The sequence below is a fragment of the Marinobacter azerbaijanicus genome (genome assembly GCF_030250645.1).
In the GTDB taxonomy this organism is placed as follows: Bacteria; Pseudomonadota; Gammaproteobacteria; order Pseudomonadales; family Oleiphilaceae; genus Marinobacter; species Marinobacter azerbaijanicus.
The window spans coordinates 75,310-95,536 of the sequence record NZ_JASSVS010000005.1 but is presented as its reverse complement, the minus strand read 5'-3'; the positions used below and the strand labels follow the sequence as shown (position 1 = coordinate 95,536).

Genomic DNA, 20,227 nt, shown 5'->3' with positions numbered 1-20,227 from the left:
TTTAGTCGAGGGCGAGCAGTGTCGAACCTGCTAGCGACTCTGGCTGTGATACTCGGGGTTTGGTTGCATATCGCTGGCGATGGCCACGCGATTGGACATGTTGTAGAAGCCGATCAGGTTGCTCAGGTCCCAGATGCCTCTGTCACTGAGGCCGGCATCCCGCAGGGCCTGGATATGTTCTTCGGTAACGGTGGCCGGCGAGCGGGTCAGGTGCGATGCAAAGTCCAGCATCGCCCGCTGGCGCTGGTCGAGGTTGGCGGTGCGGTAGTTCATCACCATGTGCTCGCCCAGTACAGGGTCGCCACTCAGTACCCGTACCGCGGCGCCGTGGGCCACCAGGCAGTAGAAACATTTGTTTTCGGAGGACACCACCACAGCGACCATTTCACGCTCGAGTTTGCTCAGTTCGCTTTCACCCATCATCAGTTCGTTGTAGAGGCGGGTGAAGCCTTCGAGCTGTTTGAGGTTTTGGCTGTAGGCGGTGAGTACGTTCGGGATCATGCCCAGCTTTTCCTGGCAGATCTGGAAGTACTTCTGGGTGTCTTCTGGCATGTCCTTGATCTCCGGGATTGGGAGATCCAAAGCGACTACGTTTTTATTGCTCATTGTTGCACCTAGCCTTCAGAGTTGAGTGCATGGGGGAGCGAGCGAGGCTTTTCGGGACACGCCGTAAATACGTCCCTGTAGGCTCGTAAAAAACATCCTTGTTTTTTACGGTCCCGAAAAGCCTCGCTCGCTCCCCCCTCGATCATTTGCAGTTACCGCCTAATGCCTGGCCTACTTTGGAGCCGTTGTGGCGTTTTAACTGGGTGCTGATCCATTCGCCGGTTGCTACTAATTTGTCCAGATTGACACCGGTTTCGATTCCCAGTCCGTTCAGAAGGTATAGCACGTCTTCGGTGGCGACGTTGCCCGACGCGCCTTTGGCGTAGGGGCAGCCGCCGAGGCCGGCTACGGAGGAATCGATTACCGCAACGCCTTCTTCCAGAACCGCGTACAGGTTGGCCAGGGCCTGGCCGTAGGTGTCGTGGAAGTGCGCGGCGAGTTTTTCGATTGGAACCTCTGCGGTGACGGCTTCAAGCATGCGCTTGGCTTTCAGAGGGGTGCCTGTGCCGATGGTGTCGCCGAGGGAGATTTCGTAGCAACCCAGTTCGGCCAGGGCCTTGGCGACTCTGGCGACCTGTTCGGGGGTGATCTCGCCTTCGTAGGGGCAGCCGAGTACCGTGGAGACGTAGCCGCGTACCGGTATGTGGTGCTGTTTGGCCGCTTCCATCACCGGTATGAAGCGTTCGAGGCTTTCGGCGATGGAGCAGTTGATGTTTTTCTGGCTGAAGGTCTCGGACGCAGCACCGAAGACGGCAACTTCGTCCACCCCCGCCGCCAGGGCATTTTCGAAGCCCTTGAGGTTGGGGGTGAGCACGGAGTAGCGCACGCCGGGTAACCGCCTGATGTTGGCCATCACGTCGGCGGCGTCGCCCATTTGTGGCACCCATTTGGGTGACACGAAGCTGGCGGATTCGATGTGGTTGAGGCCGCAGTCGGCCAACCGGTCGATCAGTTCGGTTTTGATGTGGGTGGCGATGATCGGGCCGGGCTCGTTCTGGAGGCCGTCCCGGGGGCTCATTTCCACCAGTCTTACCTTGTCGGGAAAGGCCATTATCCTTCCTCCTTCTCCGCGTCTGCGGTGACTTCAATCGCAATCAGTTCGGCACCTTCGGAGACCTGGTCGCCTTCGGCGAAGAAGATGTCCGTGACCACGCCGTCGGCCGGGGCCTTGATGGCGTGTTCCATTTTCATGGCTTCCATGATCACCAGGCTCTGGCCGGCGGTGACCTTGTCACCCACTTTCGCCTGAACCGCCACGATGGCACCGTTCATGGGTGCGGCGAGGCTGCCTTCGCCGGCCATTTCTTCGAAGCCGTAGGTTTCCCGGTACAGGATGCACTGGAAGGTGTCGCCTTCGTAGAAGAGCACCAGCTGGTCGTTGTGCAGGTTGCCATGGATGCTGATGCGATGGCCGTTGATGACCGCCTGCAGGTAGTCGTCGTCCAGGCGGGCGGTGAGGTTGTACACGCTGTCGCCGACGAATACCTGGTAGCGGTCGTCCCGTTCCAGCACTTTGAGCTCGTGAATCTCGTCACCCACCTGCAGTTGCAGGGGCTGGGCGTATTCAGAGTTCATGCGCCAGCTGTTCTGGCGGCCGAAGGGCGACCAGGGGTCGGTACTGATCACTTCCCGGGACTTGCGCTGCTCCAGCACGAAGCCGGCGGCCAATACCAGGGCCTTGTGGGTGTCCAGGCGGGATTTGGGGAACAGCAGCTCCCGGTGGTCGTCGATGAAGCCGGTGGTCAGCTCCGCTTCCCGGAACGGCTGGGCGTCGGCCAGGGCGTGGAGGAAGCGGATGTTGGTTTTCACGCCGGCGATACGGTAGTGCTCCAGGGCCTGGACCATGCGGTTGATGGCCTGGTCGCGGGTTTCGTCCCAGACGATGAGCTTGGCGATCATCGGGTCGTAGTGGATGCTGATGTCGTCGCCTTCGGTCACGCCGGTATCCACCCGCACATGGGCGCTTTCATCAGGCGTGCTCAGGTAGCGCAGGTTGCCGGTGGCGGGCAGGAAGTCCTGGTCCGGGTCTTCGGCGTAGATGCGCGCTTCCAGGGCGTGGCCCCGGGTTTTTACCTGGGACTGTTCCAGCGGCAGCGGGTCACCCCAGGCCACTTTCAATTGCCATTCCACCAGGTCCTGACCGGTGACCATTTCGGTAACCGGGTGCTCTACCTGCAGGCGGGTGTTCATTTCCATGAAGAAGAAGGAGCCGTCCACGTCGTAGAGGAATTCCACGGTGCCGGCGCCCACGTAATCGATGGCCTGGGCGGCTTTGACAGCCGCTTCACCCATGGCTTTGCGGGTGTCTTCGCTCAGGCCCGGGGCCGGGGCTTCTTCCAGTACTTTCTGGTGGCGGCGTTGTACGGAACAGTCGCGCTCGGCCAGGTACACGCCTTTGCCGCTTTTGTCGCAGAACACCTGGATTTCCACGTGGCGTGGCTGGGTCAGGTAGCGTTCGATGAGCATGTCCGGGTTGCCGAAGGCGTTCTTCGATTCCCGTTTGGCGGCGGCCAGGGCGTCGTCAAAGTCCTCCATGCGTTCCACGACCCGCATGCCCTTGCCACCACCGCCGGCGACGGCTTTCAGCAGCAGCGGAAAGCCGCACTTTTCGGCTTCTTTGCGCAGGGTGTCCGGGGACTGGTCGTCACCGTGGTAACCCGGCACCAGGGGCACGCCGGCTTTCTCCATGATGGCCTTGGCGGCGGATTTGGAGCCCATGGCTGCGATGGCCGAGGAGGGCGGGCCGATGAACACGATGTTGTTGGCTTCGCAGGCTTCGGCGAACTGGGTGTTCTCGGAAAGGAAACCGTAGCCCGGGTGAACGGCCTGGGCGCCGCTTTCTTTCGCCACCTCGATGATCTTGTCGGCTTTCAGGTAGCTCTCGGAGCTGGGGGCCGGGCCGATGTTGAAGGCTTCGTCGGCCATGGCCACGTGGCGTGCGTCGGCGTCGGCATCGGAATACACCGCGACGACACGAATGCCCATGCGATGGGCGGTCTGGATGATCCGGCAGGCGATTTCGCCGCGGTTGGCGATCAGGATTTTACTAAACATTATTCTTCCTCCGGAACCCAGTTGGCTTTGCGCTTGTTCAGGAAAGCCGTAAGCCCTTCCTGCCCTTCGGCACCCACCCGGATGTCCGCGATGCGTTGTGCGGTGTCATCGATAACATCTTTGTCGATGACTTTGTGGCTGACGGCGAACACCAGGTTCTTGGCAGCTTGCATGGCCTCGGGGCCGTTGAGCGCAAGCTGCAGAAGCAGTTCGTTGCAGCGGCGTTCCATGGCGGCCACGTCATCACACACTTCGTGCACCAGGCCGAAATGTTCGGCTTGCCGGGCAGTGAAGATTTCGGCTGTGATGAAATAGCGGCGGGCCTGGCGTTCACCAATGGCCCGTACCACGTAGGGGCTGATTACCGCCGGTATCAGGCCGAGCTTCACTTCGCTCAGGCAGAAGCTGGCTTTTTCCGTGGCCAATACGATGTCGCAGCAGGCAGCCAGGCCTACGGCGCCGCCGAAGGCGGCACCCTGCACCAGGCCAATGACCGGTTTGCCAAGGTGGTTCAGGGTGTCCATCAGCCGCGCCAGTTCCCGCGAGTCGTCCAGGTTTTCCTGGCGGGTGTTGTCCGCCATGCGGCGCATCCAGCCCAGGTCCGCCCCGGCGGAGAAGTGCTTACCCTCGGAGCGCAGGATCACGATATTGGTATTGTCGTCGGCGTTGACCTGTTCCAGCGCGTTGATCAGTTGCTGGATAATCACGTCGTCGAAGGCGTTGCGTTTGTCCGGGCGGTTCAATACCACTTCGGTGACGCCGTCGCTGCGTTGTTTGAGCAGAACCGCTGATTCCTGATCGGTCATGACGTTCTCCTCCGTTACATGCGGAACACGCCGAAGCGTGTTGGCTTGGCCGGGCGGTTAAGGGTGGCGGACAGGCTCAGGGCAACCACTTCGCGGGTCTGGGCCGGGTCGATGACGCCGTCGTCCCACAGGCGGGCGCTGGCGTAGTACGGGTGCCCCTGGTGTTCGTAGGAGTCGACGATGGGCTTCTTGAATTCCGCCTCTTCCTCGCTGCTCCATTCCTGGCCCTTGCGCTCCATGCCTTCGCGCCTGACGGTGGCCATAACGCCGGCAGCCTGCTCGCCGCCCATGACCGAGATGCGGGCGTTGGGCCACATCCACAGGAAGTCGGGGCTGTAGGCGCGGCCGCACATGCCGTAGTTGCCGGCGCCAAAGCTGCCGCCGATCAGTACGGTGATCTTGGGCACTTCGGCACAGGCCACGGCCATGACCATCTTGGCGCCGTGTTTGGCGATGCCTTCGGCCTCGTGTTTCTGGCCCACCATGAAGCCGGTGATGTTCTGCAGGAACAGCAGCGGGATGTTGCGCTGGCAGCAGAGTTCAATGAAGTGCGCGCCTTTCTGGGCGGATTCGCTGAACAGGATGCCGTTGTTGGCGATGATGCCCACCGGGTAGCCGTGGATATGGGCGAAACCGGTAACCAGTGTCTGGCCGTAGTAGCGTTTGAATTCATCGAATTCGGAGCCGTCGACGATGCGGGCGATAACGTCGCGTACGTCGAACTGTTTGCGCAGGTCGGTGCCGACAATGCCGTAGATTTCTTCGGCGTTGTACAGCGGTGCCTTGGGCTTGCGGATCTCCACGTCCGCCGGTTTGCGGCGGTTGAGGTTGGAGATGCAGCGCCGGGCGATTTCCAGGGCGTGGGCGTCGTTTTCGGCGTAATGGTCGGCCACGCCGGAGATCTTGCAGTGTACGTCGGCGCCGCCAAGATCCTCGGCGCTGACCACTTCACCGGTGGCGGCTTTTACCAGCGGCGGGCCGGCCAGGAAGATGGTGCCCTGGTTGCGCACGATGATGGACTCATCCGCCATGGCGGGTACGTAGGCGCCACCGGCGGTGCACAGGCCCATGACGACGGCGATCTGGGGGATGTCGTCGGCAGACATACGGGCCTGGTTGTAGAAGATGCGGCCGAAGTGGTCGCGGTCCGGGAAGACTTCGTCCTGTCTCGGCAGGTTGGCGCCGCCGGAATCCACCAGGTAGATACAGGGCAGGCGGTTCTGCAGGGCGATTTCCTGGGCACGGAGGTGTTTTTTCACCGTCAGCGGGTAGTAGCTGCCGCCTTTTACGGTGGCGTCGTTGGCGATGATCATGCACTCGGTGCCGGAGACCCGGCCTACGCCGGCGACAACACCCGCAGCGGGGACTTCTTCGTCGTAGACGTTGTAGGCGGCGAACTGGCCCACTTCCAGGAAGGGGGAGCCGTCGTCCAGGAGGCGGTTGATGCGTTCGCGGGGGAGCAGTTTGCCGCGGGCGATGTGGCGTTCCTGGTATGAGGGGCCGCCGCCCTGTTGAATCGTAGCTACTTTGTCCCGCAGGTCGGCCACGGCTTTGGCCATGGATTCCTGGTTGGCCTGGAATTCTTCGGACCGTGGGTTAACTTTGCTTTGGAGTATCGTCATGGCTTGTTAGTCCGTTTATTAGTCCGTGCGTCGGGCCTGGTGCCGGGGCTGTCCGGGAAACGCTACGAGCACATCCATGTGCGCTTGACTCCGGCCATCCTTGGCCGGAGACATTCCCGGACAGCCCCGGCACCAGACCCTCGTCGTTCTTGGGTGCTGGCCTCCCGATACTGGCCCTTAATTGTTCAGGTACAGCTCGCGGCCGATCAGCATCCGCCGGATTTCGGACGTGCCGGCTCCGATTTCGTACAGTTTGGCGTCACGCAACAGACGGCCTGTCGGGTATTCGTTGATGTAACCGTTACCGCCCAGCAACTGGATGGCGTCCAGGGCCAGTTTGGTGGCCATTTCTGCGGAATACAGAATGGCGCCGGCGGCGTCTTTACGGGTGGTGTTGCCGCGGTCGGCGGACATGGCGACCATATAGACGTAAGACTTGGCGGTGTTCATCCAGGTGTACATGTCAGCCACTTTGCCCTGGACCAGTTCGAATTCGCCGATGGCCTGGCCGAACTGTTTGCGTTCGCGGATGTAGGGAACCACCACGTCCATGGCCGCCTGCATGATGCCCAGCGGGCCGCCGGAGAGCACGAGGCGTTCGTAGTCGAGGCCGCTCATGAGGACCTTGGCGCCGTTGCCGAGGCCACCCATGACGTTTTCCTTGGGCACTTTGGCGTCTTCGAACACCAGCTCACAGGTGTTGGAGCCGCGCATGCCGAGTTTGTCCAGCTTCTGGGCCTGGCTGAATCCCGGGGTGTCACGTTCCACGATAAAGGCGGTGATGCCACGGGGGCCGGCGGCCGGGTCGGTTTTGGCGTAGATAACGTAGACGTTAGCGTCGGGGCCGTTGGTGATCCACATTTTGCTGCCGTTGAGCACGTAGTGGTCGCCGGCGTCTTTGGCGCTGAGTTTCATGGAGACTACGTCGGAACCGGCGTTGGGTTCGGACATGGCCAGGGCGCCGATGTGCTCACCGCTGATGAGCTTGGGCAGGTACTTTTCTTTCTGCTCGTCGGTGCCGTTGCGGTTGATCTGGTTGACGCACAGGTTGGAATGCGCGCCGTAGGACAGGCCAACAGAGGCCGATGCACGGCTGATTTCTTCCATGGCGATCACGTGTGCCAGGTAGCCCATGCCGGAGCCGCCGTAGGCTTCGTCGGCGGTAATACCCAGCAGACCCATGTCACCGAACTTTTTCCACAGGTCGTTGGGAAAGAGGTTTTCACGGTCAATGTCTTCTGCGCGCGGTGCGATGTCTTTTGCGGCAAAGCCGTTGACCTGCTCGCGGAGCATGTCGATCGTTTCACCGAGGCCGAAGTTGAACTCTGAGTATTGTGATTTCATTGTTGGCTACCTTTTGATCTTGTGATCTTCGCAGAGAGTTGGCTGACAAGGTGAGCGGGCAGGGCTTCCGAAACCGTGCGGAGCCATGGATGGCGGAGCCGAGCGTACAGGGATGTATCTACAGCGTGTTTCGGAAGCCCTGCCCGCTTGCCTTGTCATTCCCGTTACTTCTGTTCAAGTGATTCTGGTTCTACTGCCTGTGCCTTGTTCTGTTGACGCTTTTTCTTCTGTAGATCAGCAAGCGCTTCGCGGCATCTTGCCTCTGCCGTATCCATTTCCATTTCCGCCTGGGCAATGTCGTTTTTCTGCTGTTCCAGCTGCGCCCGTTTGCGGGCCAGGGTGTCCAGCATCAGCAGGAGCTGTTTTTCGTTACCGCTGAGGGTTTCGTCCCACAGGTCGAACAGCTCCTTGGTTTCCGCCAGGGAAAAGCCCATGCGCTTGCCGCGCAGGATCAGCTTCAGGCGCACCCGGTCTTTGGAGCTGAAGATGCGGGTCTGTCCGCGCCGGGTGGGGTGGAGCAGGCCCTGATCTTCGTAAAAACGTACGCTTCGCGTCGTGACATCGAACTCCTTCGCGAGCTCACTGATGCTGTAAGTTTTCTTGATGTCCATGGCGGTTTCCTTTTTTAGACTTAGGTTAGATAAAGTTTACGTAAACGTAAAGTATTTTCAGGCTTGAATTAGGGTGGTGAGCAGAAAAATTGTTCAGCGTAAGGTGGAAGTGTCAAAACCAGTCCGTTGCCCTATAGTCATGTGGACAGGATACCAATCCAGAACAACAACATCAGGAGACCTGTATGGCTTCGATCTTTGATCAGGGCCTCGAGCCCACCGATGCAAACCACGCTGCCCTGACACCGCTGGATTTCCTGGTGCGTACCGCCAGTGTGTACCCGGAATATCCGGCCGTGATTCACGGCAAAACCCGCCGTAACTGGCAGGAAACCTATGAACGCTGCCGGCGCCTCTCGTCTGCCCTGGCCTCGAAGGGCGTGGGCAAGGGGGATACGGTGGCGGCGATGCTGCCGAATATCCCGGAAATGCTGGAATGTCATTTTGGTGTTCCCATGCTGGGCGCGGTGCTGAATGCACTGAACACACGCCTGGACGCGAAGACCATCGCCTTCATGCTGGAGCACGGCGAGGCCAAGGTGCTGATTGCAGACCGGGAGTTTGGCGAGGTCATTAATGAGGCGCTTGGCCTGTTGGATAACCCGCCCCAGGTGGTTGATGTTAATGATCCTGAGTTTGCTGGTGGCGGCACTCAGGTGAGTGACCTGGACTACGAGGACTTCCTGGCCGGTGGCGATCCGCAGTTTGACTGGCAGATGCCGGCGGATGAGTGGGATGCCATTTCGCTGTGTTATACCTCCGGTACCACCGGTAATCCGAAAGGGGTGGTGTATCACCATCGCGGGGCCTATGAAAACGCCATGGGCAACCAGGCGGTGTGGTCCATGGGCATGCATCCGGTGTATCTGTGGACGCTACCGATGTTTCACTGCAACGGCTGGTGTTTCCCCTGGACCATTACCGCCTTTGCCGGCACCCACGTGTGCCTGCGCAAGGTAGACCCGGAGAAGATCCTTCAGTTAATCAGTGAACACAAAGTCAGCCATATGTGTGGCGCGCCGATTGTGCTGAATACCCTGCTGGGCGCTTCCGAGGCTTCCAAATCCAGCTTCAGCCATACGGTTCAGGCGATGACCGCTGGGGCTGCGCCGCCGGCCAAGGTTATTGAAGCGATTGAGGGTATGGGTATCCAGGTGACCCATGTCTATGGCCTTACTGAGGTATATGGCCCGGTGACCGTGTGCGCCTGGAAATCCGAATGGGACGAACTTCCGGTGGAAGACCGTGCCCGCATCAAGGCGCGGCAGGGGGTTCGTTACCATACCCTCGCCGGTATGATGGTGGGGGATCCGGACAGCATGGAGGCCGTGCCGAAAGACGGTAAAACCATCGGCGAGATCTTCCTGCGTGGCAACACGGTGATGAAGGGCTACCTGAAAAATCCCAAGGCTACCGAAGAAGCTCTGCGGGGCGGCTGGTTCCATACCGGTGACCTGGCGGTATGGCATCCGGATGGCTACGCAGAAATCAAAGACCGCCTGAAGGACATCATCATCTCCGGTGGCGAGAACATTTCCACCATTGAAGTGGAGGATGTGCTCTACCGTCACCCGGATATTCTCGAAGCTGCTGTGGTGGCCAGGCCTGATGAAAAGTGGGGTGAGACACCCTGCGCCTTCGTCACTCTGAAGCCTGAGGCAGGGGACGTCAGCGAAGAAGATATCATCGCTTTCTGTCGGGAGCGGATGGCAAAGTTCAAGGCACCCAAGACCATTGTGTTCACTGACTTGCCAAAAACCTCCACCGGCAAGATCCAGAAGTTTGTGTTGCGGGACGACGCCAAAAAGCTCTGACCGCAAGCGGTAGATTCCGGGGCCCACAGGAAAGTGGCTCCGGAGTGTCAATTTTTATCAAATTTCCTGCCCGGTTATGTCATGGCGCCCAGGAGGTGACTGAGACAGACTGACCCCATACCAGAATTCGAACTGTTCGCCGGCGAGCCCTGGGCTTTGCCGGTGACGTTGCTATCAGGAGGTAAACATGGAATTTAAGGGTGTACCAGCCATTGTGACCGGCGGTGCTTCAGGCCTTGGCGAAGGCGCAGCCCGCGCTCTGGCAGCTGCAGGCTGCAAGGTTGCCATTTTCGATCTGCAGAAAGAGCAGGGCGAAGCAGTGGCAAAAGATATTGGTGGCGTATTCATCGAGTGTGACGTGTCCTCCGCGGAAAGCGCCGAAGCTGCCGTAAAAGCGGCCCGCGACGCACACGGTTTGTGCGGTATCGCCGTCAACTGTGCCGGCATTGCGCCTGCCGCCAAGATCCTCGGCAAGGAAGGCCCCATGCCGCTGGAGAACTTTAACAAGGTTATCCAGGTCAACCTGATTGGCACCTTCAACATCATGCGCCTGGCTGCCGCCGACATGGCCCAGCGCGAGCCCAACGCCGATGGCGAACGGGGCGTGGTGATCTCCACCGCATCCGTGGCGGCCTTCGAAGGCCAGATCGGCCAGGCCGCCTATAGCGCTTCCAAGGGCGGCGTTGTCGCCATGACCCTTCAGTCCGCGCGGGAACTGGCGCGGGAAGGCATCCGCGTGAACACCATCGCCCCGGGAATCTTCATGACCCCGATGATGGCCGGCATGCCCCAGGAAGTGCAGGACAGCCTGGCCGCCACCCTGCCGTTCCCCAAGCGCCTGGGCAAGGCCGAGGAATTCGGCATGCTGGTGGACCAGATGGTGCGCAACCCGATCCTCAACGGCGAGGTAATCCGCCTCGACAACGCCCTGCGAATGGCGCCCAAGTAACCTGGCGCCCGAGCAAATGAAGGAGACAACCATGACCAGCGTTGTTGATAAAGAAGAACTCGAGATGTTCCGGGAATCCGTCATCAAGGCCCTGGAAACCGAGGTAACACCTCACTACGAAGCCTGGGAAAAATCCGGCATCGTACCCCGGGAACTCTGGAACACCCTGGGCAACGCCGGCATGCTGTGCGTCGACGTACCCGAAGACTGGGGCGGCTGCGGCGCGCCCTTCCTGTACTCCGTGGTGGTAGGCGAAGAAATGGCCCGCATGGGCTTCGGCGCCCTCTCCACCAACGTGATGGTCCACTCCGACATCGTCGCGCCGTACCTCAGCCACATCGGCAACGAAGAACAGCGCCAGTACTGGCTGCCGAAAATGGTCTCCGGCGAAGCCGTCGGCGCCATCGCCATGACCGAACCCGGCGCCGGCAGCGACCTCCAGGCCATCCGCACCAGCGCGGTGAAAGACGGGGACGACTACATCCTCAACGGCTCGAAGACCTTCATCACCAACGGCCAGCACGCCGACATGGTCATCGTCGCCGCTAAAACCGACCCCAAGGCGGGTGCCCGTGGCATCAGCCTGTTCCTGGTAGACACCTCGTTGCCCGGCTACAGCAAAGGCCGCAACCTCGACAAAATCGGCCAGCACTCCGGCGACACCTCGGAATTGTTCTTCTCCGACATGCGTATCCCTGCGTCGGCATTGCTGGGTGAAGAAGGCCAGGGCTTCATGTACCTGATGCGCGAACTCCCCCGCGAACGCCTGGTCATCGGCGCTCTCGGCGTCGCCGCCGCACGCGGCGCCCTGGACCTGACTATCGCCTATTCCCAGGAACGGGAACTGTTCGGCCAGAAACTGGCCCAACTGCAAAACACCCGCTTCGAAATCGCACGCATGGAAACCGACTGCCGTGTGAATCGCGCTTTCGTCGACGAATGCATCGATCTGTATGAGAAAGGCGAACTCGACGCCCCGACAGCTTCCATGGCGAAATACAGCGCCACGGAAATGCAGTGCCGGGTAGCGGATGGTTGTCTGCAGTTGTTCGGCGGTTACGGCTATACCAGCGAGTACCCGATTTCGCGTGCGTTTATCGACGCGAGGGTACAAAGAATCTACGGCGGTACATCCGAGGTGATGAAAGAAATTATTGCCCGGTCTGTCTTGGGTAAAGCATAGCCAAGACGATCATCCGTCTCACAATTTGGGCGCCGGGTGGGTGACCTTCCTCCGGGACCGTCAAAAGCCATGGATGGCTTTTGTCGAGCGTACAGGGACGTATTTACAGCGTGTCCCGGAGGAAGGTCACCCACACGGTCTTGCACCGAAACCAGAGGATTAAAGAAATGAACAGCAACGACGTAGTAATCGCAGGCTCCGCCAGAACCCCCATGGGCGGAATGATGGGCGACCTCAGCACCGTGCGTTCGCCGGACCTGGGCGCCACCTCCATCAAGGCAGCCATCGAAAGAGCCGGCCTGCAACCGGCAGACATCCAGGAAGTCATCATGGGCTGCGTACTGCCCGCCGCCCTCGGCCAGGCGCCTGCACGCCAGGCCTCCCGCGCCTCCGGCATCCCTGATTCAACCGGCTGCACCACCATCAACAAAATGTGCGGCTCCGGCATGCAGGCCGTCATCATGGCCCACGACCAGATCAAGGCCGGCACCAACAGCATCATGATCGCCGGCGGCATGGAAAACATGAGCCAGGCACCCTACCTGCTGCCCAAAGCCCGCGGCGGTTACCGCATGGGCCACGGCCAGGTCATGGACTCCATGTTCCTCGACGGCCTTGAAGACGCCTACGAAGGCGGCCTCATGGGCGTATTCGCCCAGCGCACCGCGGACAAATACGATATCAGCCGCGAAGCCATGGACAACTTTGCCATTGCCTCCCTCAAGCGCTCGCTGGCGGCCATCAAGAACGGCGGCTTCACTGACGAAATCACCCCGGTGACCGTCTCCGGGCGTGGCGGCGACACCGTGGTCGACACCGACGAACAACCGGGCAAAGCCAAACCGGAAAAGATCCCCCAGCTGAAACCGGCCTTCGCCAAAGACGGCTCCGTGACCGCCGCCAACTCCAGTTCCATCAGTGACGGCGCCTCCGCCATGGTGCTGGCCACACGTGAAGAAGCCGAAAAGCGTGGCCTCACACCCCAGGCACGCATAGTGGCTCACGCCACCCATGCCCGCCTGCCGTCCGAGTTCACCCTCGCGCCCATCGGTGCCATCGAAAAGGTACTGAAAAAGGCTGGCTGGAGCCGCGACGACGTGGACCTGTTCGAAATCAACGAAGCCTTTGCAGTGGTCACCCTGGCGGCCATCAACGAGCTTGGTCTGGACGCCGACAAAGTCAACGTCCACGGCGGCGCCTGTGCCCTGGGCCACCCCATCGGCTCCTCCGGCTCGCGCATCATGGTCACCCTGATCAATGCCCTGAAACAGCGTGGCCTCAAGCGCGGTGTGGCATCCCTGTGCATTGGTGGCGGAGAAGGAACTGCGGTAGCGATCGAACTGCTGTAATCGCAGAGTGAACTACTGGTCCTGCTTGCGGTAGGCCAGTGGGCTGAGCCCGGTCCAGTGCTTGAAGGCACGGGAAAAAGCGCCGGGCTCGGCAAATCCCAGCTGTGACGAAATCTCGGACACCGTCAGGTTCTGCCGCGTGAGCATGATCACCGCCTGATCCCGCCGCAGGTTATCCTTGATCTTCTGGTAGGAACTGCCCTCCGCTTTCAGTTTCCGCGACAGGGTATAGGCCGTCATGTGCAGTTGTTCGGCCATCTGCTCCTGGGTGGGTAACCGCTCGTCCTCGACACTCTCCAGAATCTGCCGCACCCGGGTGGTGAGGCTGTCGTCCTCATCTGTCCAGATCAGCAGGTTACGGGGCGACTGCGCGATAAATTCGTCCAGCTCCTCCGGCGTTCGCGTCACCGGCATGTCCAGATAGTTGTGGCTGAAAAACAGGCTGTTGCGGTCGCGATTGAAGAAACACTGGCAGGGAAACACAAAGCGATATTCATCAAAGTGGTGCGGCAGACCGTGCTGAAAGGTGGCATGGCTGAGCACGATCTTGCGGCCAATCAGCCAGCCGACCAGGCGATGCCACACCATCAGCAGCCACTCCACCAGGAAGTTGTCCGGGTCCAGCTCCGGGTGGCGGTGGGTAATGCTCAGTTCCACCTCTTCGCCGCTGGTATCCAGCTCAATCACGATGTCGTCCGAGAACAGCCGGTAACAGCGAATGCTCTGGCGGATCACCTCCTCCAGATTGGCGCTGTGCACCACCAGCGAACCCATCAGATGAAAGTGCCCGACGCGACAGGGCTGCCTGGTGCGGCCCATGAATTCGTCATCGAGTTTGCCCCAGACCAGGCGGAACAGACGTATAAACTGCTCGGTAGGTACCCTCGCCCGTGGTGAGTTAATGAATTCCGGGTCAATGCCGTTATTACGTAGTAGTTCGTCGGAATAGCCGCCCGCCTTCTCAAGGCCGTAAAGGACGGACCTGGCGTAGTGGGAAGAGAAGGTCAGGTTCTTCATCGGGCGTTCATCTCGGGTAGGGCGGCCGGCTGCAAAATCTTACAATTTCAGAGGGGCCGGCATGTTATTGTCGGCCTGTTAAACTTTTCGCAAAGTTCCAGACAGGTTACAAGGTTATGGCCGAGGGCACCAAGCACCCGCAGAAACTGTTGTTGTTCTATCTGACGAGCCATAGGCCTTTTGGCCTGGGCACCCTCAAGATCCGCGAGATCATGCCGTTTGTTCCGCTGACCAAGCTGCCCCACAGCCATTCAGCGGTTGTAGGCACCATGAGTTTCCGGGGCTCGGCGGTACCGGTCATCGACATGGCTGCTGCGGTTGGTTATCAGCCACTGACGCCAGAAGAGCGCAAGACCGCGTCCATTATTGTGACCGACATCCAGCGCAGGGAGATTGGTTTCCTGGTGCGCAGCGTGCGGAAAATCGTCGAGACGGACTGGAAGGATGTGATGCCGCCGCCAAGGAGCCTTGGAGACCGGGCTTTCATCACCGGTTTGGTGACTATCGAGGACCAGATTGTGCAGTTGCTGGATGTGGAACTGCTTCTGGCCCGGGTGTATCCCGAGTCCGTCAATCCCCACGACGTTGTGTTGACAGACGTGCAGCGAGAGACACTGAAGGGCCTGAATATCCTGCTGGTGGACGACTCCCAGGTGGCACGCAAGCAGCTGTCCGATGCTCTGGACAGCAAGGACGTCACCTACTTTGTAACCACCAACGGCCAGGATGCACTGGATCTGATGATCAATGCCAATAGCGATGGCAGGCCCATAGATATCCTGGTGAGTGATATCGAAATGCCAGGGCTGGACGGCTACGAACTCACCTTCAACGTCAGGGACAGCAGCTCCCTCCGGCAGCCTTACATCATTCTTCACACCTCGCTCAACAGCGAAATGAGTGTGAGCTACGCCAAGCAGGTGGGGGCAGACGAAGCCCTGACCAAGTTCGACGCGGAAGAACTGCTGCACGCCATGCTGCGCGGGGCCGACCGGGACTGAGTGTCAGTGTTCTCTGGCAGGCTTTCCCGGGATTGCCGTTGTGCCCTGGCTGTTCCTGCGAAGTGAGCGTTCCAGTCTGCGGTCACTTTCGTTCTGTTCGGATAGCGCCTGCAGGGCGTACTGGATATGATGCCCGGCGAAATGTCTGGCATCATCCGCGCGGCCTTCGATAATAGCCTCAAACAGCAAACGATGCTGTTCCATAAGTTCGCTTCGTGTCTTCCTGTCCCTGGCGTACATGTCTCCGATGTTGGCGACCACGTTGGTTTTCAGCAGGCTGAACAACCCCCGGATGGTGTGCAGCAGAACCACATTGTGGCTGGCTTCGGCAATGGCCAGATGAAACCGCGCGTCGGCTGATCCTTCCTCGCCCAGGTCACTGCTGTTCCCCGATGCATAGCAGGCATGCAGGGTTTCGTATGCGGCTTTCAGGTGCGTCTTATCCACTGCGGTTGCTCGGAGCGCGGCGTAATAGGCGCAGTCTGCTTCCAGGGTTCGTCGGTATTCCAGCAGGTCCCGCTGGGCATCCGGGCGCCCCTCCAGCAGGGCAATCAGCGGGTCAGTAAAGCTTGACCCCAGTGATTCCGCCACAAAGTGGCCGCCGCCCTGGCGGCTGACCAGCAGGCCTTTGGTGGCCAGCCTTTGTACAGCTTCCCGCAATGACGGGCGGGATACGCCAAACCGCTCAGCCAGCGTGCGTTCGGCGGGCAGCCGCTCCCCGGGCTGCAGGGTGCCTTCCAGAATCATGTTCTCCAGTTCCTCGACAATGCTGTCTGCGAGGCGTTTTGGTGCAATCTTACCCATGTTCATTGCGGTCCTGCTCCGGCTGCCTCGACCATTGTCTAGGCATTTTCCTTTGAAGTTGTCGCCAAAGTTCCCTATCTTAATATCCGAAACAGTATAAATTGGTATTACCAATTATCCAAATGTTCCTCTGGTATAATCCAGGAGTTACTGATGTCACCTGACGTCCTCGCAGCGATAAAAGCGCTGGTCCCGGCCACACGGGTTTATGATGACCCACTGTCGACCCTGGCCTATGGCACGGACGCCAGCTTCTACCGGTTGATACCGGCTGTGGTGGTGAAGGTGGAAAGCGAGGATGAAGTGGTCGGGGTGCTGAAGATCGCCAGGCGCTTCTCGGCACCGGTCACCTTCCGGGCCGCAGGCACCAGCCTGTCCGGACAGGCCATCAGCGACTCGATCCTGCTGGTGCTGGGTGATCACTGGAAAGATCATGAGATCCGTAACGGCGGCCGCCAGATCCGACTGCAGCCGGGCATTATCGGGGCTCAGGCCAACGCCTGGCTGGCGCCTTATGGCTACAAGATCGGCCCTGACCCGGCGTCCATCAATGCCTGCAAGATTGGTGGGATTGTTGCCAATAACGCCAGTGGCATGTGCTGCGGTACCGCGCAGAATACCTACAATACCCTCGCCAGCATGCGGCTTGTGCTGGCAGACGGGGCAGTGCTGGACACGGAAGACCACGCCAGTGTGAAGGTCTTCCAGGCCAGCCATGCCAGGCTGCTGAAGGAGCTGGAGCAGTTGGCCGCCGAGACCCGGGCCAACACTGAACTGGCGGACCGTATCCGACATAAGTATCGACTGAAGAACACCACCGGTCTGTCGCTCAATGCGCTGGTGGACTACAGCGACCCGCTGGACATCCTCACCCACCTGATGGTGGGGTCCGAGGGCACCCTGGGCTTTGTAAGCTCGGTCACCTATGACACAGTGCCTGATTATCCCAACAAAGCCACGGCATTGCTGGTGTTCACCGGTGTCGACAGCTGTTGTCGTGCCGCGGCGATACTGCGTTCTCAACCGGTTGACGCGGTAGAGCTGCTCGACCGCCGAAGCCTGCGGTCGGTCCAGGACAAGCCCGGACTCCCTGAATGGATACACGGGCTGTCGGAAGATGCTTGCGCCCTGTTGATTGAAACGCGAGCTGCTGACCAGGCAACGCTTCAGCAGCAACTGGAGAAGATCAGGGCTGCCCTGGCTGATTTTGCAGTGGAAGAAAAAGTGGATTTCACCACGGATGCCAGGGTTTCCGACCAGCTGTGGGCGATCCGCAAGGGTACCTTCCCCGCCGTGGGGGCGGTGCGTCCGACCGGCACCACGGTCATTATCGAAGACGTCACCTTCCCGCTTGACCAGCTCGCTGAGGGGGTAAAACGGCTTCAGGCGCTGTTCGTAAAGCACGGCTATAACAACGCCATCATCTTCGGCCATGCTCTGGAAGGAAATCTTCACTTTGTATTCCCCCAGGGGTTTGATGACCCCGACGAGGTGGCCCGCTACGACGCCTTCATGAAAGATGTCTCGCAACTGGTGGCCGTTGAGTTCGGCGGTTCCCTGAAGGCGGAGCATGGTACCGGCCGCAACATGGCGCCCTTTGTGGAGCTGGAGTGGGGGCACGATGCCTGGCAGCTGATGTGGAAAATCAAACATCTGCTGGACCCGGAAAACCTGCTAAACCCCGACGTGGTCCTGTCCCATGACCCGGATATCCACCTGAAAAACCTGAAGCCCCTGCCCGCCGCCGATCCTTTGATCGACAAGTGCATCGAGTGCGGTTTCTGCGAGCCGGTATGCCCGTCAGAAGGGCTGACCCTGTCGCCGCGCCAGCGTATTGTGATCTGGCGTGATATCCAGGCGAAAAAACGGGCAGGAAAGGACACATCGGAACTGGAAGCCGCCTACCAGTATCAGGGCATCGATACCTGCGCGGCCACGGGTCTGTGTGCCCAGCGCTGCCCGGTGGATATCAACACGGGCGATCTGGTGCGCAAGCTGCGTGCGGAGAAAACCGGCCACCCCGGCACAGCCAATTGGGTGGCGGACCACTTTCAGGCAGTGCTGCGTGGGACACGCTTGGTGCTGACCATGGCTTCCGGGGTGGAAAAACTGCTGGGCGCGCCGAGGCTGGCAAAGCTGAGCGCGGGCCTGAGCAAGGTGTCCGGGCAGCGGCTGCCGCAGTGGGATCCGTCCATGCCGCAACCCATCCGTTTTGTGTCGCCAGCCGAGGCGCCCGATAGTGGCGCACCAAGAGTGGTGTACCTGCCGGCCTGTGTGTCACGGGTCATGGGGCCTGCCAGTGGCGATGCGGAGCAGACGACGCTGCAGGACAAAACCCGTCAGCTACTGGAAAAGGGTGGCTACCAGGTGGTTCATCCCCAGGGGCTGGATGCCCTTTGTTGTGGCCAGCCCTTTGCCTCGAAAGGGTACCCGGAGCAGGCTGATCGCAAGAAGTCTGAGCTGTTACAGGCATTACTCACCGCCACCCGTAACGGCAGGGATCCGGTGTACTGCGATACCAGCCCCTGCACCCTGCAGATTCAGCAAGCGGCCCGCGAGCTGGGGCTGGACCTGTATGACCCGGTGAAATTCATCCGCGAGAAGCTGGTTGATCGCCTGGTGTTCAAGCCTGAAGACACGGCAATTGCGGTGCACGTTACCTGCAGCACCCAGCATCTGGGGGAGTCTCAGGGCCTGATTGATATTGCGCGCCGGTGCAGCACCAATGTGGTTGTTCCCGAGGACATTCACTGCTGCGCCTTCGCCGGTGACAAGGGGTTCAATGTTCCTGAACTGAACAGCCACGCCCTGCGAACGCTGCCCCGTCAGGTGGACGGCTGCACCGAGGGAATCTCAACCAGCCGTACCTGCGAGATCGGCCTGAGTCGCCACGGCGGAATTGACTACCACGGGCTGGTTTACCTGGTAGACCGTGTAACCGAAGCGGCCGCTCACTGATCCGGTTTTTCAACCAGCCTTGCACGGACGCGGGGCAGATGTTCCGGGAACCGTTCCTGAATGAAGGTGATGATGCCTTCGCGGATGGCGCACCGGAGGTTCCAGAGTGCCGTGGAATCAGCGCCACTCATCAACAGGCGGATCTGAATGGTGGTTTCTCCGGAATCCGTGACCTGTACCGTGCTGATGTTCCCGTTCCATTCGGGTGATTGCTCCAGCAATCTGTGGAATTCCTTCCGCAGGGGTTCAATGGGCATGGAGTAGTCGACGTTGATGAATACCGTCCCCGCCAGCTCAGTGTCGTTTCTAGACCAGTTCTGGAAAGGGTTCTCGATAAACCATTGCAATGGCACAACCAGTCGCCGCAGGTCCCAGACCCTCAGCACTACGTAGGTGGCCGTGACTTCCTCCACCCAGCACCACTCGCCCTGGACGTAAAGTACGTCGTCTATGCGGAAAGGCTGGGTTAGCGCGATCTGCATGCCGGCCAGCAGGTTACCGAGTACCGGTTTGGCGGCAAAGCCCAGGATGATGCCACCAATACCGGCCGAGGCCAGCAGGCTGCTGCCCAGGTGACGAACCGGTTCAAAGGTCACCAGCGCTGCCCCCAACCCGACAATGACAATGAGGACGTTCAGCACCCTCACCAGAAAACGTGTCTGGGTTTCCACCTTGCGGGCACGTTTCCACTGTCCTTCCAGCACCGGGTTCAATGCGACAATGACATTGCCGATGGCGGATGTGCACCGGACCAGAGCCCAGGTGACTGCAACAATCAACGCCAGGGTTGCGCCGTGCTGAATATGGCTCAGGAACGGCAGGTCAGGAGGCGCTGTTTCCAGAACTCCGTTGAGGACCAGAAGCGCAATGACAAATCCCAGTGCGGTGGCGGAAGCATCGAGAAACAGCCGGGGAACGGTTTTGCTGCGGGTGATGTGTTGAATGAATTTCAGCACACCCTGGTAAAGGATGAAGGTGAAGACGGCGGAGAGCAGGGCCGTAACACCAGGCCGAAACCAGCCTTCAAGGCCTGCCCGTAGTGCGTTCAGAGTGTCAAAGTCAGTCATGGGAGATCGGCATTGGGTCAGCGGGTGAGTCAGTCTGTGAGT

General features: G+C 60.0%; 16 protein-coding genes. 6 read left to right on the top strand and 10 right to left on the bottom strand.

The window, feature by feature from the left end:
• Positions 1 to 30: 30 nt before the first annotated feature.
• From QPM17_RS11405 to QPM17_RS11375, 7 genes are all read right to left on the bottom strand, one after another.
• Positions 31 to 606, bottom strand: coding sequence for a peroxidase-related enzyme (locus QPM17_RS11405; RefSeq protein WP_285390866.1), 576 nt, complete (start codon positions 604 to 606; stop codon positions 31 to 33).
• A gap of 142 nt (positions 607 to 748) precedes the next feature.
• Positions 749 to 1,657: a hydroxymethylglutaryl-CoA lyase gene (locus tag QPM17_RS11400; RefSeq protein ID WP_285390865.1), complete on the bottom strand. Its 909-nt coding sequence runs from the start codon at positions 1,655 to 1,657 to the stop codon at positions 749 to 751.
• Positions 1,657 to 3,660 (bottom strand): acetyl/propionyl/methylcrotonyl-CoA carboxylase subunit alpha, encoded by a 2,004-nt coding sequence (locus QPM17_RS11395; RefSeq protein WP_285390864.1) that lies wholly within the window; start codon positions 3,658 to 3,660, stop codon positions 1,657 to 1,659. The genes QPM17_RS11400 and QPM17_RS11395 overlap by 1 nt, the downstream gene beginning before the upstream one ends.
• Entirely contained in the window at positions 3,660 to 4,466 is an 807-nt protein-coding gene (locus QPM17_RS11390) for an enoyl-CoA hydratase-related protein (RefSeq protein ID WP_285390863.1), read from the bottom strand. The genes QPM17_RS11395 and QPM17_RS11390 overlap by 1 nt, the downstream gene beginning before the upstream one ends.
• A 14-nt stretch (positions 4,467 to 4,480) precedes the next feature.
• A complete protein-coding gene (locus QPM17_RS11385) occupies positions 4,481 to 6,088 on the bottom strand; it encodes a carboxyl transferase domain-containing protein (RefSeq protein ID WP_285390862.1) in 1,608 nt (535 codons plus the stop codon).
• 177 nt (positions 6,089 to 6,265) lie between these two features.
• The gene (locus QPM17_RS11380) at positions 6,266 to 7,432 is read right to left on the bottom strand and encodes an isovaleryl-CoA dehydrogenase (RefSeq protein WP_285390861.1); all 1,167 of its coding nucleotides are present in this window, start codon (positions 7,430 to 7,432) and stop codon (positions 6,266 to 6,268) included.
• Between the two features lie 164 nt (positions 7,433 to 7,596).
• Entirely contained in the window at positions 7,597 to 8,043 is a 447-nt protein-coding gene (locus tag QPM17_RS11375) for a MerR family transcriptional regulator (protein ID WP_285390860.1), read from the bottom strand.
• A 185-nt stretch (positions 8,044 to 8,228) separates the two neighbouring features.
• Between QPM17_RS11375 and QPM17_RS11370 the strand changes: the two genes are divergently transcribed.
• The 4 genes from QPM17_RS11370 to QPM17_RS11355 all read left to right on the top strand — a co-directional run bounded on the left by QPM17_RS11370 (position 8,229) and on the right by QPM17_RS11355 (position 13,338).
• Positions 8,229 to 9,857 carry an acyl-CoA synthetase gene (locus QPM17_RS11370; protein ID WP_285390859.1) on the top strand — a complete coding sequence of 543 codons (1,629 nt, stop codon included), beginning with the start codon at positions 8,229 to 8,231 and terminating at the stop codon, positions 9,855 to 9,857.
• Positions 9,858 to 10,044: 187 nt separating this feature from the next.
• A complete protein-coding gene (locus tag QPM17_RS11365) occupies positions 10,045 to 10,806 on the top strand; it encodes an SDR family NAD(P)-dependent oxidoreductase (protein ID WP_285390858.1) in 762 nt (253 codons plus the stop codon).
• A gap of 31 nt (positions 10,807 to 10,837) precedes the next feature.
• The gene (locus QPM17_RS11360) at positions 10,838 to 11,989 is read left to right on the top strand and encodes an acyl-CoA dehydrogenase family protein (protein WP_285390856.1); all 1,152 of its coding nucleotides are present in this window, start codon (positions 10,838 to 10,840) and stop codon (positions 11,987 to 11,989) included.
• A 167-nt stretch (positions 11,990 to 12,156) separates the two neighbouring features.
• Entirely contained in the window at positions 12,157 to 13,338 is a 1,182-nt protein-coding gene (locus tag QPM17_RS11355) for a thiolase family protein (protein ID WP_285390855.1), read from the top strand.
• Between the two features lie 12 nt (positions 13,339 to 13,350).
• On the opposite strand, the gene QPM17_RS11350 is transcribed toward QPM17_RS11355, so the two are convergent.
• Complete coding sequence (locus tag QPM17_RS11350) at positions 13,351 to 14,355, bottom strand: AraC family transcriptional regulator (protein WP_285390854.1); 1,005 nt, start codon at positions 14,353 to 14,355, stop codon at positions 13,351 to 13,353.
• A gap of 116 nt (positions 14,356 to 14,471) precedes the next feature.
• Here QPM17_RS11350 and QPM17_RS11345 point away from each other — a divergent pair, with 116 nt between their 5' ends.
• Positions 14,472 to 15,356: a chemotaxis protein gene (locus QPM17_RS11345; RefSeq protein WP_285390853.1), complete on the top strand. Its 885-nt coding sequence runs from the start codon at positions 14,472 to 14,474 to the stop codon at positions 15,354 to 15,356.
• Between the two features lie 3 nt (positions 15,357 to 15,359).
• On the opposite strand, the gene QPM17_RS11340 is transcribed toward QPM17_RS11345, so the two are convergent.
• Positions 15,360 to 16,166 carry a GntR family transcriptional regulator gene (locus QPM17_RS11340; protein WP_285390852.1) on the bottom strand — a complete coding sequence of 269 codons (807 nt, stop codon included), beginning with the start codon at positions 16,164 to 16,166 and terminating at the stop codon, positions 15,360 to 15,362.
• Positions 16,167 to 16,313: 147 nt separating this feature from the next.
• Between QPM17_RS11340 and QPM17_RS11335 the strand changes: the two genes are divergently transcribed.
• Positions 16,314 to 19,118: an FAD-binding and (Fe-S)-binding domain-containing protein gene (locus QPM17_RS11335; RefSeq protein WP_285390851.1), complete on the top strand. Its 2,805-nt coding sequence runs from the start codon at positions 16,314 to 16,316 to the stop codon at positions 19,116 to 19,118.
• Here QPM17_RS11335 and QPM17_RS11330 read toward each other — a convergent pair.
• A complete protein-coding gene (locus QPM17_RS11330) occupies positions 19,112 to 20,185 on the bottom strand; it encodes a mechanosensitive ion channel family protein (protein WP_285390850.1) in 1,074 nt (357 codons plus the stop codon). The two genes, QPM17_RS11335 and QPM17_RS11330, sit on opposite strands and share 7 nt — an antisense overlap.
• Between the last annotated feature and the right edge of the window lie 42 nt (positions 20,186 to 20,227).

Bases quoted from the DNA above. Each gene is read 5' to 3' on its own strand.
- QPM17_RS11405 (WP_285390866.1), bottom strand. From the start codon at position 606: ATGAGCAATAAAAACGTAGTCGCTTTGGATCTCCCAATCCCGGAGATC.
- QPM17_RS11400 (WP_285390865.1), bottom strand. From the start codon at position 1,657: ATGGCCTTTCCCGACAAGGTAAGACTGGTGGAAATGAGCCCCCGGGAC.
- QPM17_RS11395 (WP_285390864.1), bottom strand. From the start codon at position 3,660: ATGTTTAGTAAAATCCTGATCGCCAACCGCGGCGAAATCGCCTGCCGG.
- QPM17_RS11390 (WP_285390863.1), bottom strand. From the start codon at position 4,466: ATGACCGATCAGGAATCAGCGGTTCTGCTCAAACAACGCAGCGACGGC.
- QPM17_RS11385 (WP_285390862.1), bottom strand. From the start codon at position 6,088: ATGACGATACTCCAAAGCAAAGTTAACCCACGGTCCGAAGAATTCCAG.
- QPM17_RS11380 (WP_285390861.1), bottom strand. From the start codon at position 7,432: ATGAAATCACAATACTCAGAGTTCAACTTCGGCCTCGGTGAAACGATC.
- QPM17_RS11375 (WP_285390860.1), bottom strand. From the start codon at position 8,043: ATGGACATCAAGAAAACTTACAGCATCAGTGAGCTCGCGAAGGAGTTC.
- QPM17_RS11370 (WP_285390859.1), top strand. From the start codon at position 8,229: ATGGCTTCGATCTTTGATCAGGGCCTCGAGCCCACCGATGCAAACCAC.
- QPM17_RS11365 (WP_285390858.1), top strand. From the start codon at position 10,045: ATGGAATTTAAGGGTGTACCAGCCATTGTGACCGGCGGTGCTTCAGGC.
- QPM17_RS11360 (WP_285390856.1), top strand. From the start codon at position 10,838: ATGACCAGCGTTGTTGATAAAGAAGAACTCGAGATGTTCCGGGAATCC.
- QPM17_RS11355 (WP_285390855.1), top strand. From the start codon at position 12,157: ATGAACAGCAACGACGTAGTAATCGCAGGCTCCGCCAGAACCCCCATG.
- QPM17_RS11350 (WP_285390854.1), bottom strand. From the start codon at position 14,355: ATGAAGAACCTGACCTTCTCTTCCCACTACGCCAGGTCCGTCCTTTAC.
- QPM17_RS11345 (WP_285390853.1), top strand. From the start codon at position 14,472: ATGGCCGAGGGCACCAAGCACCCGCAGAAACTGTTGTTGTTCTATCTG.
- QPM17_RS11340 (WP_285390852.1), bottom strand. From the start codon at position 16,166: ATGAACATGGGTAAGATTGCACCAAAACGCCTCGCAGACAGCATTGTC.
- QPM17_RS11335 (WP_285390851.1), top strand. From the start codon at position 16,314: ATGTCACCTGACGTCCTCGCAGCGATAAAAGCGCTGGTCCCGGCCACA.
- QPM17_RS11330 (WP_285390850.1), bottom strand. From the start codon at position 20,185: ATGACTGACTTTGACACTCTGAACGCACTACGGGCAGGCCTTGAAGGC.